Raw genomic sequence first — 11,776 nt, forward strand, 5'->3', positions numbered from 1 at the left:
TTAACAGCCGCTATTGATATGCTCTTTGGCAATCGACGAGCGTTGTACCTGCCTTCTGCCAGAACGACCTGTGAACCTTATGAAACTGCCTTTTCACGAACCGGCAGTTTCCAGCCTGGCCTGACGAAATGGCAGGTGTAGCCGTTGGGATATTTCTCCAGATAATCCTGGTGCTCGGGCTCGGCCTCCCAGAACGCACCGGCCGGCGCGAACTCGGTGACTACCTTGCCGGGCCACAGGCCGGAGGCATCGACATCGGCGATGGTATCCTCCGCCACTCGCTTCTGCTCCTCACTGGTGTAGTAGATTGCCGAGCGATAGCTCATGCCGACATCGTTGCCCTGGCGGTTGCGCGTCGTCGGATCGTGGATCTGGAAGAAGAATTCCAGAAGTTGGCGGAAGCTGATCCTCGCCGGATCGAAGGTGATCTCGATGGCCTCGGCATGCGTGCCATGATTGCGATAGGTAGCGTTCGGCACGTCGCCGCCGCTGTAGCCGACACGCGTGGCGACGACGCCCGGAATGCGCCGGATCAGATCCTGCATGCCCCAAAAGCAACCGCCGGCAAGCACTGCACGTTCGCTCGAAGTCGCCATGTAACGTCTCCTCAAAAGGCAATTCCGAGGAAAGTGTAGCGAGTTTCCGTCGGGAATTGCGCGACAACAAATTTGGATACTCCCATAAATGGGCATTGTCGTCTGCTTCGTCCAGTCAGACGAGCGGCCATTCGGTTGTCCCCATGGAAGACGCCTCAGAGGGAATGGAGGCGCAAGACACCGCTTAGCCGCGTGGATGCCGGGTCCGGCTGCTGGCGGCAACCGGCAAATATCGCGTACCAGGCGGAATGGCGGCAAAACTGATCGCCACCGGCGGCGCCGCGCGCGACCAGTTGAAAAGAACGGTCTTGACCGGGATGTTGTCCAACCATGCTCGCAGCTGTGACGGCACCCCAGGACCCCGCCAAACCATCAGCATGCCATGGTCGCGCAATCGCCGCCCCGTGATCCAGGGTGCGAACCGCATATCGAGGTCCGTGAAGATCGACGGCTTGTCGTAGGCGTTGAGGCCAGCCAGCATGGCCAGATTGGTGTCGCCGCCGACGATGTCGAGCCGGCCAGGCGCCGCTGCGTGCCAGATTGCCTCGGCCTCGTCCGAGATCGGCTGCGCCGGCCAGCAGACGGCGTCCATGCGCCCTCGCACATTGCAGTCCGTCCAGCGGATTGCCGCATAGGCGCCTGACATGATGACGATGCAGAGGAACGCTGAGATCGCCAGCCTTCGCATCTCGACGGCGCCAAGCCGATGGCCGAGGAAAGCGAGCACCACCACGCCAACGAGATTATACATCGGCGCCCCCCAGGACTCGCCGGTGCCGGTGAACAATGAGGCGACCATGATCAGCGTCGCCGGCCCGAGCCCCATCCACGTGAGATAGGTCAGCTTACCGCGCTCGACGGGCTCCTGGGGAGCCGGCGTGCGCCGCAGCAGCCCCGATATCACCAGCACCAGGAGCAAGCCGGAGAGCCCGGCCAGCTGGACACCGATATAGTAGAGGCGCGCACGGTGCTCGGTCACCCACGCATCGCGGTCGGCGAAATAGGTCAGCGGCAGGAAATCGATGCGGTAGAGCGCAATGGCCAGCGGCGCGGCGACGGCGAGAAATAAGGCAAGGCCGACCCATGGCCAAGGTGTCGCCAGCCGGCTGCGCACGCGCGCGTCGGACAGCAGCCAGAGAGCGCCGAAGGTAAGCAGCAGGCCAGTCGAGAACTTGGCATAGAGCCCGACGCCCGACACCAGTCCGAGCGCCAGCCACCAGCCTGGCCCGCCGCCACGGCTGGCGCGCCAAAGCAGCCAGCAGATGGCGGCCCAGAATGGCATCTGCGCATAGTCATGATTGAATTGGGGGGTCGGCCAGCCGAAGAAATAGATCGATGGCATCAAAAGCACGGCAGCCAGAGCGCGGCGTTGTCCGAGCATGTCGCGGGCCAGTAGATAGACCAGGACGAAGGTGGCCGAGATCGTCAGCTGAGCGAGTAGATATTGCGGCCAGCGGAACGATCCGGTCAAAAGATGGCTGCTCTCGAGCAGCCAGCCGGGAAGCTGCGGGTGCTTGTAGGTCAAAAGCACCCATTCGCGGCCCCACATGAAACCTTCCACGACATCGCCGGGCGGTGCGGGATCGACCAGGGCAGGCACCACCGTCCAGCACAGGATCTGCATCAGGCACAAAAGCGCCAGCAGATACCAGGGATGACGAAGCAGGCCGGGCCAAACCGACGACGAATCCAGCGCCACGGCAGGCAGCCCCACCGGCACCCAACGATCGATGGAGTCGTCAATTCCCGCCATGCGGCGCTTAAACCACATCGCCCGGTTTGCCGAACAGCCCCCAACATCAAAGTTTACCAAAAAGTATATTTGCGTGCCATTGCAAGACCAAGATTGAGCGGGAACTTCGGCGCCTCATTATCCTCCCGGGCAGAACCGCCCGCACACCCAATCCACTTGAACATCCCGGATACTCGATGCGTCACCAGCATGCCGTCATCCACCACCGCGCGCTCGACTTCTGGCTGGCGCGCGCGGCGGTCCTCGTCATCATCTGCCTGCAGCTTCTGGTCATCAACGATCTTTCGTTCGGTCCCCGCTGGCTGGCGCCGGCGCTGGAGGCCGCCTTGCTCGTGCCTTTGTCCGTCGCCACCGCCTGGACGCAGGTCGCCACCCAGAAAGCGGTCGAGGAGGAGCACTGGTATCTGGTTGGCCGGTTTCGCGTGATGATCCGCAGGACGGCCCTGGTGATGACCGGCGTCGTCAGCATCATGAATTGCGGCGCGCTGGTCTTCCTGGTGCGTGCCTTGCTGGCTGGCCATGCCGGCTCCAGCGGCCAGACACTGCTGGTCGACGCACTCAATATCTGGGTCACCAACGTCATCGTCTTTGCCTTGTGGTTCTGGAGCACCGACCGCGGCGGACCACCGACCTGCGGTCTGGTCAAACGCGCCCACGCTGATTTCCTGTTTCCGCAAATGACCTTGAATGATCGCGAGATCCGGGACTGGCTGCCTGGCTTCGTTGATTACTTCTTCCTCGCCTTCACCAATGCGACGGCGTTTTCACCGACCGACACCTTGCCGCTTTCTCAGCGCGCCAAGCTTTTGATGATGGCGGAGGCGATGATCTCGCTGCTGACGATCGCGCTGGTCGCGGCCCGCGCCGTCAACATTCTGGCTTAGAACTTGCCGCCCAAAGCCGGCCCCGGCTTGCGGGAACCGCACGCATGAAAACGAAAATCCCGGCGCGGCGCCTCAACCCGTTCAAACCTGCGCTTTGGGCCACAAATGCAAAAAAGCCCGCCCCGGCGCGAGCCAAGGCGGGCTTTGGCTCAACCGAGCCGTCAGATAGGCACCGGGCAAGGCCTAGGATCATTCCTCCGAAGCTGGCCTGAACTTCCGCACGATCACTTCGAACAATATATCCGAGAGCGTGTCCAGTTGGTTGATGGCGGCATCGATGTCCTTGGGCAGCACCGAAAGCACGATCTTGAGATACTGGTCCGGCTTGTCGGCCCGCACCTCGGCGAGGACGCCGGCGCCGTGGGCGCGAAAATCGGCGCGCACGGCGGCAAGAAAATCGTCGCCCAGCGTCTTCTTCGTCCGCTTCGGGCGAGGTCTCTTCGCGGCTGACGGGCTGACGGGCTTGCGCCTCGCCGGCCTTGCCTTGGCGCGCGACGGTCCGGCATCGGTTTCGTCGGCCATCGGCCTACCCCCGGGCATCGCCGGCCGCCGCCTTCGGCGACGCCGATCTGGTCTGCCGGACCGCCTTCTTCGAGCGAGCGGACTTCTTCCCGGCCCGCTTGGCACGCTTCGGCCTTCCGGCAGGTTTTGCAGCGCTTGATGGTTTTGCAGCATTGGCCCGCGCCTTGAGCTTCGCCATGGCGAGACCGACAGCGCGGTTGTCGATGCCTGGCTGCGGAAAACAGAAACCGCCTGCCGCCTCTCGCACCATGCCGATCAGCACGCCCGTCGCAACCTCTTCGACACGGCCGAGCCGCGCCTGCGGTCCCGCGCCCTCGAATTCGCCGATGGCGCTGACGACCTCAAGGCCGTCATCGCTGGTGATGATGGTGGCGTAGCGGGGCATGGGATTGTCTCGCATCTCGCGGAGGTAGCGCTCTACGGCGCCCCCCTCTGTCCTGCCGGACATCTCCCCCACGAGGGGGGAGATCGGCAGCTTTGGCGCTCCGCCGCTCCATCAGACGTTGGAAATTGGCGAAAGCGGGCGAATGCTTAATCTCCCCCCTCGTGGGGGAGATGTCCGGCAGGACAGAGGGGGGCGCTGTCCCGCCAACGTCTAATCGCTGGCATCGCCAAAAACAAAAAACCCGCCTTGGCGGCGGGTCATCGGCGCAAATCAGCACCATGGACAAATATGTAGCATGGCTGCCCTCACCCGGTCAACGATTTTCTAGGAAAAAATTCACATTCTGCCGAACGGGCATGAAGCCGGCGCTGACACTGCATCCGGCTTTTCATCAGCCGGCTCCTGTGAAATCATCGGCGCCAGCTCATGGAATGATTCCCGTCGCACGGCCTTATGGAGAGGACGATGGACAGACCAGCCATGGCATCCGTCTTCAGGATGCGGCATGCTCCGGCCACGGTTTCCGGTGTGCGCAGCACCGGCCAGGGCCAGGCCGATCCGCTCATCCGGGTGCACTCGCTTGGCGAAGCGATCCGTTTTGTCGCCAGCGCTTACCCCAATTACGACATCAGCACTGTTGCCATAGACTGCGGCGATCCTTCGATCCCGCGCCTCGGCAGCCTGGAAGTCAGGGCGCTGTGGCGCGAATATGGCGAGCGCTGGAGCAAAGACTGAGCAATTCCAAGTAAAGAGGGCGGTTTTCTGTCCGGAATTGCGTCAGGCCGGGGAGAGCCGGACGCCGAAAGCTCGAACCCGGCTTTCACCCGCGCCATGCCCGACGCCGTCACGGAAAACGTCTTTTCGCCTTTGCCGTGGCGAGCGTTTTGCCGCTGCCATCGAGCGCCCTCACCGAAATCTCGTAGGTGTGCGGTTTGGGCGGGCATGGCCCGCGATAGCTGAAGGCTCCATAGGGCAAGGTTTTCTGGCCGCCGAAGACCACCGTGCCGCCGCCATGCCTGAAGTCGGGGGCGTCGAGATCGATCATCTTGAACGCCAGGGTCTTCGTCCCGGCGGGAACGCCCGAGAGTGTGATCGGCGGCGATTTCGGATCAAAACACTTGGCCGTCGGCCCCCATTCGAAGTTTATCGTCATGGCGGCTGACGCGGCCGTCGTCATCGCCATGGCAAAACCAAAGGCTAGTGCAAGTCGCAAAACGACCTCCTGCTTCGTATCCCGCCCGGGCCAGTATAGTCTCTTTTCGCACGCAAGGCATCGCGGCCACACTCGCGACCCATAGGGCAAGGGGGCTGCAAGCCGCTCAGGGGTTTCCCCGCTGCCGTCCGGATCGGAAATGCCGCTCGTGCGTTTGAAGCGTTAGCCACGGGAGCAATCGCCATGAACGTCGCCAACCTGCAACTCGAAGGCCTGCTGATGGCCGTCGCATCGATCAACCACGTCCTGGTCAAAAAGGGGGTGCTGACATCGGAGGAGATCGACATCGCCTTGCGCAAGGCCGAGGCCATCGAAACCGGGCAGGAGCGATCCGACGGCATGTCGGCGTCGAGCCGTGACGCCATCAACTTTCCGATACGGCTGCTGGAACTCGCCAATCAATGCCAGCCGGAGGCGGACATGCCCTCCTTTTCGAAGCTGGCCCGCATGGTCGGCCAGATGAAGGAGCCCTACAACGACCAGATGTGAGGCCGGGGCTGCTCACGCCCTGCCCCGGGCGGGCTCTCATGCCCTGCCCCGGGCGGGCTCTCATGCCCTGCCCCGGGCGGGCTCTCATGCCCTGCCCGGCCATCCCAGGTTCAGCGCCAGAATCCTTCCCGGTCCGTGGACCGCGGCGAACAGCAGTCCGGCCAGGAACGAGAAATGGTCGACGAAGAAGCCGAATTCGGCCTGGTTACCGGCCCAGTGGCTAGGCCCGTGGAAAGCAAAGGCCAGGAACAGCACATAGGCGGCGGCGACCAGGGCCGCCTGCGAAAAGAAGGCGCCGCTCAGGAAACACAGCACCAGCGCCACCTCCAGGATCGCCGCGCACCAGGCGAGGACGAGCGGGAACGGGAAACCGGCGGCCGCGATATAGCCCGCCGTCGCCTCACGGTCTGCCACGGCGATTGTGTGATTTGCGACGACATGGTTGTATTCCTCCAGCTTCATCAGCCCCAAGGACGCGCCGCCGCGCGCGGATCCGACATCGGCCGGCGATTTTTTCTTTCCGCTCTCGGGTTTTGCGGCTGACGGTCTCTACCGGCCTCCCTTCGAAGGGGACATGCGCCAGGCGTTCACTAACAATTGCGTTCACTAACAATTAACGATGCTGAAACTTGTCCGTAACCAGCAAAGTGATATCCTTAGCCGGGGCTAATGCACAGGCGTGTCCGGTGCAATAATTTTGGGTGGGTTGAGTTTTGGGCGCGAGCGTCAGGTTGGGGACGAAGTCCTATCTGGTCCGGTCACCGGTTCTGGAGTGCGATGGGTGCGGCGGCACCGGACAGGTTTTCCGGTGCCCGCGCTGGACGAGTACCAACGGCCTTTGCTGTCCCGCCGGCACGCATTACCGCGGCTGTCCTGGTGCCAGCATGCCTTGCGCCGAGTGCGGCCCGCCCGCCGACGCGGCCCCTCCATCGGCCTGACCGGGGCCGGCGGCAAACGTCCGGCGGTCGCCGCCACGCGCCATGGAACCCGCATGGCGGATTCGTGTTATGTCTGACCGCGACATAGACGTCCGCGCGACCACGCGGCTTGCTGAAAGTGAGGCCCGACATGCCCGACGACAAATCCAAGACCAAACAGGACCGCAAGCTGGTCTCGAGCGAGGAGACTTACGAGGTCGCCGCCTTCGCGCGCAAATATGGAATTCCGCAGAGCGAGGCCCAGACCATCATCAAGCGCTATGGCCCTTCGCGCAAGAAGCTCGACAACCACATGGCCGCGCGCGGATAGCTGAAGACGGGCGCGAGGCGGCAACCATTTCGCCGGGGTCGCGTTGACGGATGCTGCGGGCCGCGTCAACCGGGCCCGGCGGTAGGTGAACAGGATGTCTTTTTCCCGGTTTCTCATCCTGGCCAACGAAATGGCAGACGAGCATCTGTCCCGCCCGGTCCGCGGCATGCCAAACTGACGAAGCCAGGGCTGCGCAGTCCTGCGGCTGATAAAGCCAGGCTGGGAAAACGGAGGGTCGCAACCATGTCCGAGATAACACGCAGGACCGGCAGTTGCCTGTGCGGCGGCGTGCATTTCGTCGTCACCGGCCAGCCCTCGCGGGTTGGTCTTTGCCATTGCAAGGACTGCCGCAAGGCGGGTGGTTCGGTCTATTCCGCCTTTGCCATCTGGCCACGCGATGCCTTCGAGACATCGGGCGAAGTGGCCAGCTACGGCACACGCAGCTTTTGCCCGACCTGCGGCAGCCGCGTTGCCTGGGTCGACGACAACGAGGCCGAGGTGATGCTCGGCAGCCTCGACGTCGCACCGACGGATCTGGCACCGCAATATGAATTGTGGATCGGCCGGCGCGAAACCTGGCTGCATGCCTTGCCCGACGCCGAACAGTTCGAGCATGACCGGCCAAGGGCGCAGAGCGCCGATCTGCCCGCGCCAAGGCCGTTGTCGGACGCCCTCGCGCGCGACTGAAAGCAGGATTGAAAATTGATCGTTGGACTTGGAACCCTCCCCTGTGGGCCACGTTATCCGGCGCTTCCTCGGTGCATGTCGGCTTCTGTCCGTTTGACATGCACGATTCATGGAGACGACCGTTGAACGACAAGATGTTTCCCCGACCGATCCGCCTGAAATTCGCCCCCGAGCGGGAACGCGTGGTGCGCAGCGCCTGGGAGGGGCTGGAATGCCTTGGTGACTGGCCGGCCGGCCAAGGCCGGCGCTACCGGGCGGCACTGCGCAGCTGCCGCGATGCGCTGGATGGCTGGGCGCCGCCGGAAAAGGCGATGCGGGCGATGATCGACGCCGCGCGCGAAGCGCGCATCCTCCAATAGCGGGAGATGAAATGGCCGATTTGATGCTGTCGACACCGCTGCGGGTCAAGCCGCATGGCTCGGACACGATCCGCGAGGTGGCCACGCTTCAGGACGCCAGTGAAATCCTGATCGACTGGCCGCAGACCAAGCGCGGCCCTTTTTACCAGGCCGCGCGCGAAAAGATCGAGTCGGCACTGGAAAACAAGGAAGGCGCCGCGCTGGCGCAGGAGGCCTTCACCGCGCTGTTCGATCACACCGGCCTTCTTGTCCGATAGGTCAAGCAATGCCCAAACAAAAAGCAGGCAAACTCGCCTGCTTTTTGTTGCGCAACCGCTTTTCGATCATTGTGTGGGCAGATCGCCACTCACGATCGGTTGCGAGGCCTCGAAGCCCACGCTCTTCGGCGCCGTCAGCATCAGCACGATCACGATAGCAATAGAGGCAAGCAACGTTGCGGTTCTGGCAATATCTCTCACGGACTCATCCTTTCAGATATATTTCGTCACAGAAACGTCTCCTGCTCTGCTAAGTTCCGCTGCAGTGACGGCAATGTCGTCTAACCAAGCCTACTGCTTCGGCGGCTGGGCCGGTACTTCACCCGGCTTGATTATCGGCGTCTTGCCTTCGTCGGGCGCCGGCGCGGCCATGCCTTGGTCGCCGGTGGCCGGCGGCTTCAACACGCCGCCGCAATCGTTGAGCTTTTCGCTCAGGTCGCCGCCGCCGGACTGCTGCTTGCCGCTCTGATCCGTTTGTGCCCGGCATTTGTCGGCCTGCTGGTCCGGCACCTGCTGGACTGTCTGTGCCGCTGCCGGCACCGCCAGGGCCAGCATCGCGGCGCATGACGCAATGGCGAGAGGTTTCATCTCGGCCTCCTTCGTTGAACAGCCGCCCGCGGCGGCCTTCCCTTCATGGTGACAACGCCCGTCGGCCTAAAAGGTTTGGCCCAAAGGGTTGGCGAAGAGGCCTATTCGCGGGACCGGCCCCTTGGGGTCGACGCCTGCGCAAAAGGTGCTGCAACCAACCCGTTCTCCATCCGTTGCCTGTGCCGGAGGCCAGCCATGTTCGAGCATTTCCAGCCTATCGACGTCGACATCGGGGACACCAGCATCTTCGCGCGCTACGCCGGTGGCGGACCGGCGCTGCTTTTGCTGCACGGCTTTCCGCAAACCCATCTGATGTGGCGCGATGTTGCGCCGGAGCTTGCCGATCGTTTCACCGTCATATGCGCCGACCTGCGCGGTTATGGCCGCAGCGCCTGCCCGGCATCGAGCGCCGATCATGCTCCCTATTCCAAGCGGGCCATGGCATCGGACATGGTGGCGATGATGACCGAACTCGGCTTTGCCAGCTTCATGGTCGCGGGCCATGATCGCGGCGGGCGTGTCGCCTACCGCCTGGCGCTCGACCATCCCGACCGTATCGAGAAACTTGCCGTGCTCGACATTGTGCCCACCGCCGACGCCTGGGACCGGGCCGATGCCCGGCTGGCCCTCGGCTACTGGCCGTGGTCCTTGCTGGCGCAGCCCGAACCTTTGCCGGAAAAGATGCTGGCGGGCGCCGCCGACGCCATCGTCGACAATGCGCTGGGCGGCTGGGGTTCGTCGCCCGATGTCTTTCCCGCCGGCATCCGCCAGGCCTATGTCGATGCCTTGCGCGACCCCGTCCATATCCACGCGATCTGCGAGGAATACCGGGCGGCGGCAACGCTCGACCGCGAACACGACCTGGCGGACAAAGCCGCAGGCCGTCGCATGGGCTGCCCCGTGCTGGCATTGTGGAGCGCGCAAGGCGCGCTCGCCGAATGGTATGGCTGCGAAGGCGGACCGTTGGCGCTATGGCGGAACTGGGCTGACGATGTGCGTGGCCGCGCGATATCAGGCGGACATTTCTTCCCCGAGGAAGCGCCCGGGCAAACAGCTGGCGCGCTGATCGATTTCTTCGGCGAGGTCAAGGCTGGTTCCGGTTAGCCACCGCCACGGGCATCTCGGATCAGCGGGGCGATTTCTCCGATGTAGACTCGCCTTCGGGTTCACCAGGCCGGAAAGGATCGGGCAATCGCGGACACTCCTCGAAACCATGGTCTCGGCCGCCGCAGAAGGAACAGCACATCGCCTCGCGGCCCTCGTTTCCAGGCCGCCATTGCGGTGTTTCGTAAGGCTTCCTGCCGTCCATGCCCAGCAATGCGCGAGGCCCGATTTGGTTGCGCGGCCGCCCTCCAAACGCGCGTGACGCACACCCAGTTAGGGAACCAACAGACACGATGGGGGTTGTGTGCGACAAATGCATGCGGCCATTCCGGGGAGAATCCGGACCGGCCGCCTACGCAATCGTGTCAAACCTAAGAGAACCGCCATGTCCGCTCGCGTTCTGACTCTGTTGACAGCCATGGGCATCGTCCTTGCGGCGACCAGTCTGGCCGATGCCCGGCCCGACAGCCGCTCCATGGGCTGCGCCGAGATCCGGGCCATGATCCAGAGCCATCGCGCCGTGGTGCTGACCACCGGCCGCAACACTTATGACCGCTATGTCAGGCAGTTCGGCAACGAGTGCGACTGGCCTGAAGTGCCGATGTCGGCCTATATCCCGTCCCGTGATGGTGATTGCCCGGTCTATCGTTGCCAAGACCCGGGTCTCGATTTCCCGGATTGAAGGCCGTATTGACAGGCCCGATTTGACCGCAAGCCGCGTGGGCGTCATAACGTCCTGCTTCTCCCGCTTCGTCTAATGGTAGGACAGCGCCCTTTGAAGGCGTGAATCGTGGTTCGAGCCCATGAGCGGGAACCAAGCAGTCTCGATGCCCGCGAACATGCGATCGGTGTGATATCGCGGAGACGGCGCTCGGTCCTGATCAGCATGAAACCTTGCGGCCTATTGCACGTTCACTGTCGGGCAACAGGAGAATTCCATGGATCCGGCAACCGCGACGGTGATGGTTATGCTTTCATGCAGCGCATCGCTCTGTCAGGCCATGGAGTCGCGCCCGGTCGTCTATTCGTCGATGGAAGAATGCCAAGCCGCACTTGAAGTCAGATTGGCACCGTGGCCGAACGGCGAAGTGGTCGGGCGATGCAAGCAGGTCGACCGGACGGCGACTGGCTCTACTCCAGCGGAAGGATATGCCTCGGTTCAAGTCACGCGCGGAATTGGCGGCGATGCGGTCACCACCAGCTATTTCGTTCCGAAAGCCAACGACCAGAAGCCCGGAAGCCGAAGCCGCCGGACCACTGAATAGGGTCGCCAGTGGCGAACCAGGGAGACGTCGGCAGGCGCCCGGTTTGACCCGGCCCTCCTGAAACCATTTCAGGGACCCGGCGTTAACGACCGGCATGGCCAGACAAAGGAGACATTCCCATGACCGTCAACTGCCGCATATCCATCGACAACCGGCCTGACGCCACCAACGCTATTTTCCAGGCCGTGCCGCGCATTGGAGAGAGCGTTTCCCTGTCTGTCGACGGCAGTCCACAGGATCTGCGGGTCTCGCGTGTCGTGCATGTTCCCAACGGCGGACTGGAAGGCGCCGCGATCATCGTCGAGGTGACGACCAACATTCTCTAATGCATGTCGCCCGGAAGTGTCCTCGGTTCCGGGATAACGACATGCATAAAATCCGAAGCTTACGGCAGGTCGGGCGAATCCTATTCGCCGCGACATGCTG

Annotated in this window: 19 protein-coding genes and 1 tRNA gene; 12 read left to right on the plus strand and 8 right to left on the minus strand. The window is 63.1% G+C overall.

The genetic code is table 11. The annotated features are described in order from the left end of the window. Positions 1–77 precede the first annotated feature (77 nt). A complete protein-coding gene (gene msrA, locus C7I87_RS01535; protein WP_149902536.1) occupies positions 78–596 on the minus strand; it encodes a peptide-methionine (S)-S-oxide reductase MsrA in 519 nt (172 codons plus the stop codon). Between the two features lie 184 nt (positions 597–780). Then, complete coding sequence (locus C7I87_RS01540) at positions 781–2,349, minus strand: glycosyltransferase family 39 protein (RefSeq protein ID WP_246696123.1); 1,569 nt, start codon at positions 2,347–2,349, stop codon at positions 781–783. A gap of 176 nt (positions 2,350–2,525) precedes the next feature. Here C7I87_RS01540 and C7I87_RS01545 point away from each other — a divergent pair, with 176 nt between their 5' ends. Further along, positions 2,526–3,233, plus strand: coding sequence for a hypothetical protein (locus C7I87_RS01545; protein ID WP_149902537.1), 708 nt, complete (start codon positions 2,526–2,528; stop codon positions 3,231–3,233). A gap of 189 nt (positions 3,234–3,422) precedes the next feature. Here C7I87_RS01545 and C7I87_RS01550 read toward each other — a convergent pair whose 3' ends face one another. Then, entirely contained in the window at positions 3,423–3,755 is a 333-nt protein-coding gene (locus C7I87_RS01550; RefSeq protein WP_149902538.1) for a hypothetical protein, read from the minus strand. Between the two features lie 4 nt (positions 3,756–3,759). After that, positions 3,760–4,140 (minus strand): hypothetical protein, encoded by a 381-nt coding sequence (locus C7I87_RS01555; protein WP_149902539.1) that lies wholly within the window; start codon positions 4,138–4,140, stop codon positions 3,760–3,762. 465 nt (positions 4,141–4,605) lie between these two features. Between C7I87_RS01555 and C7I87_RS01565 the strand changes: the two genes are divergently transcribed. After that, entirely contained in the window at positions 4,606–4,875 is a 270-nt protein-coding gene (locus C7I87_RS01565; protein WP_149902540.1) for a hypothetical protein, read from the plus strand. A gap of 109 nt (positions 4,876–4,984) precedes the next feature. Here the strand turns inward: C7I87_RS01565 and C7I87_RS01570 are convergent, their stop codons facing one another. Further along, positions 4,985–5,353, minus strand: a complete 369-nt coding sequence (locus tag C7I87_RS01570) for a YbhB/YbcL family Raf kinase inhibitor-like protein (RefSeq protein ID WP_246696124.1) — start codon at positions 5,351–5,353, stop codon at positions 4,985–4,987. Positions 5,354–5,536: 183 nt separating this feature from the next. Here C7I87_RS01570 and C7I87_RS01575 point away from each other — a divergent pair, with 183 nt between their 5' ends. Next, on the plus strand, positions 5,537–5,842 hold the full coding sequence (locus C7I87_RS01575; RefSeq protein WP_149902541.1) for a hypothetical protein: 306 nt from the start codon (positions 5,537–5,539) through the stop codon (positions 5,840–5,842). An 84-nt stretch (positions 5,843–5,926) separates the two neighbouring features. On the opposite strand, the gene C7I87_RS01580 is transcribed toward C7I87_RS01575, so the two are convergent. Beyond that, on the minus strand, positions 5,927–6,304 hold the full coding sequence (locus tag C7I87_RS01580; protein ID WP_246696125.1) for a DoxX family protein: 378 nt from the start codon (positions 6,302–6,304) through the stop codon (positions 5,927–5,929). Positions 6,305–6,910: 606 nt separating this feature from the next. Here C7I87_RS01580 and C7I87_RS01585 point away from each other — a divergent pair. The 4 genes from C7I87_RS01585 to C7I87_RS01600 all read left to right on the plus strand — a co-directional run bounded on the left by C7I87_RS01585 (position 6,911) and on the right by C7I87_RS01600 (position 8,393). After that, the gene (locus tag C7I87_RS01585; RefSeq protein ID WP_015317039.1) at positions 6,911–7,090 is read left to right on the plus strand and encodes a DUF3606 domain-containing protein; all 180 of its coding nucleotides are present in this window, start codon (positions 6,911–6,913) and stop codon (positions 7,088–7,090) included. Positions 7,091–7,333: 243 nt separating this feature from the next. Next, positions 7,334–7,777 (plus strand): GFA family protein, encoded by a 444-nt coding sequence (locus C7I87_RS01590; RefSeq protein ID WP_149902542.1) that lies wholly within the window; start codon positions 7,334–7,336, stop codon positions 7,775–7,777. Positions 7,778–7,899: 122 nt separating this feature from the next. Next, the gene (locus C7I87_RS01595) at positions 7,900–8,136 is read left to right on the plus strand and encodes a DUF982 domain-containing protein (protein WP_140510667.1); all 237 of its coding nucleotides are present in this window, start codon (positions 7,900–7,902) and stop codon (positions 8,134–8,136) included. An 11-nt stretch (positions 8,137–8,147) separates the two neighbouring features. Further along, positions 8,148–8,393 carry a DUF982 domain-containing protein gene (locus C7I87_RS01600; protein WP_149902543.1) on the plus strand — a complete coding sequence of 82 codons (246 nt, stop codon included), beginning with the start codon at positions 8,148–8,150 and terminating at the stop codon, positions 8,391–8,393. 66 nt (positions 8,394–8,459) lie between these two features. Here C7I87_RS01600 and C7I87_RS36385 read toward each other — a convergent pair whose 3' ends face one another. Then, positions 8,460–8,594, minus strand: a complete 135-nt coding sequence (locus C7I87_RS36385; protein WP_281409036.1) for a hypothetical protein — start codon at positions 8,592–8,594, stop codon at positions 8,460–8,462. A 90-nt stretch (positions 8,595–8,684) separates the two neighbouring features. Continuing rightward, a complete protein-coding gene (locus C7I87_RS01605) occupies positions 8,685–8,981 on the minus strand; it encodes a hypothetical protein (RefSeq protein WP_149902544.1) in 297 nt (98 codons plus the stop codon). A gap of 195 nt (positions 8,982–9,176) precedes the next feature. Here C7I87_RS01605 and C7I87_RS01610 point away from each other — a divergent pair, with 195 nt between their 5' ends. From C7I87_RS01610 to C7I87_RS01630, 5 genes are all read left to right on the plus strand, one after another. Then, entirely contained in the window at positions 9,177–10,085 is a 909-nt protein-coding gene (locus C7I87_RS01610) for an alpha/beta fold hydrolase (RefSeq protein ID WP_149902545.1), read from the plus strand. Between the two features lie 385 nt (positions 10,086–10,470). Next, positions 10,471–10,767: a hypothetical protein gene (locus C7I87_RS01615; RefSeq protein WP_149902546.1), complete on the plus strand. Its 297-nt coding sequence runs from the start codon at positions 10,471–10,473 to the stop codon at positions 10,765–10,767. A 61-nt stretch (positions 10,768–10,828) separates the two neighbouring features. After that, positions 10,829–10,902 (plus strand) — tRNA-Gln (locus C7I87_RS01620). 121 nt (positions 10,903–11,023) lie between these two features. Beyond that, positions 11,024–11,350: a hypothetical protein gene (locus tag C7I87_RS01625; RefSeq protein ID WP_149902547.1), complete on the plus strand. Its 327-nt coding sequence runs from the start codon at positions 11,024–11,026 to the stop codon at positions 11,348–11,350. 119 nt (positions 11,351–11,469) lie between these two features. Continuing rightward, positions 11,470–11,676, plus strand: coding sequence for a hypothetical protein (locus C7I87_RS01630; protein ID WP_149902548.1), 207 nt, complete (start codon positions 11,470–11,472; stop codon positions 11,674–11,676). Positions 11,677–11,776: the final 100 nt, after the last annotated feature.

This window comes from Mesorhizobium sp. SARCC-RB16n (assembly GCF_008520305.1).
In the GTDB taxonomy this organism is placed as follows: domain Bacteria; phylum Pseudomonadota; class Alphaproteobacteria; order Rhizobiales; family Rhizobiaceae; genus Mesorhizobium.

Excerpts from the sequence above, each read along its gene's own strand:
- C7I87_RS01550 (WP_149902538.1), bottom strand. The coding sequence starts at position 3,755 with ATGGCCGACGAAACCGATGCCGGACCGTCGCGCGCCAAGGCAAGGCCG.
- C7I87_RS01610 (WP_149902545.1), top strand. The coding sequence starts at position 9,177 with ATGTTCGAGCATTTCCAGCCTATCGACGTCGACATCGGGGACACCAGC.
- C7I87_RS01605 (WP_149902544.1), bottom strand. The coding sequence starts at position 8,981 with ATGAAACCTCTCGCCATTGCGTCATGCGCCGCGATGCTGGCCCTGGCG.
- C7I87_RS01540 (WP_246696123.1), bottom strand. The coding sequence starts at position 2,349 with ATGGCGGGAATTGACGACTCCATCGATCGTTGGGTGCCGGTGGGGCTG.
- C7I87_RS01565 (WP_149902540.1), top strand. The coding sequence starts at position 4,606 with ATGGACAGACCAGCCATGGCATCCGTCTTCAGGATGCGGCATGCTCCG.
- C7I87_RS01600 (WP_149902543.1), top strand. The coding sequence starts at position 8,148 with ATGGCCGATTTGATGCTGTCGACACCGCTGCGGGTCAAGCCGCATGGC.
- msrA (WP_149902536.1), bottom strand. The coding sequence starts at position 596 with ATGGCGACTTCGAGCGAACGTGCAGTGCTTGCCGGCGGTTGCTTTTGG.
- C7I87_RS01575 (WP_149902541.1), top strand. The coding sequence starts at position 5,537 with ATGAACGTCGCCAACCTGCAACTCGAAGGCCTGCTGATGGCCGTCGCA.
- C7I87_RS01585 (WP_015317039.1), top strand. The coding sequence starts at position 6,911 with ATGCCCGACGACAAATCCAAGACCAAACAGGACCGCAAGCTGGTCTCG.
- C7I87_RS01555 (WP_149902539.1), bottom strand. The coding sequence starts at position 4,140 with ATGCCCCGCTACGCCACCATCATCACCAGCGATGACGGCCTTGAGGTC.
- C7I87_RS01580 (WP_246696125.1), bottom strand. The coding sequence starts at position 6,304 with ATGAAGCTGGAGGAATACAACCATGTCGTCGCAAATCACACAATCGCC.
- C7I87_RS01630 (WP_149902548.1), top strand. The coding sequence starts at position 11,470 with ATGACCGTCAACTGCCGCATATCCATCGACAACCGGCCTGACGCCACC.
- C7I87_RS01590 (WP_149902542.1), top strand. The coding sequence starts at position 7,334 with ATGTCCGAGATAACACGCAGGACCGGCAGTTGCCTGTGCGGCGGCGTG.
- C7I87_RS01625 (WP_149902547.1), top strand. The coding sequence starts at position 11,024 with ATGGATCCGGCAACCGCGACGGTGATGGTTATGCTTTCATGCAGCGCA.
- C7I87_RS01545 (WP_149902537.1), top strand. The coding sequence starts at position 2,526 with ATGCGTCACCAGCATGCCGTCATCCACCACCGCGCGCTCGACTTCTGG.
- C7I87_RS01615 (WP_149902546.1), top strand. The coding sequence starts at position 10,471 with ATGTCCGCTCGCGTTCTGACTCTGTTGACAGCCATGGGCATCGTCCTT.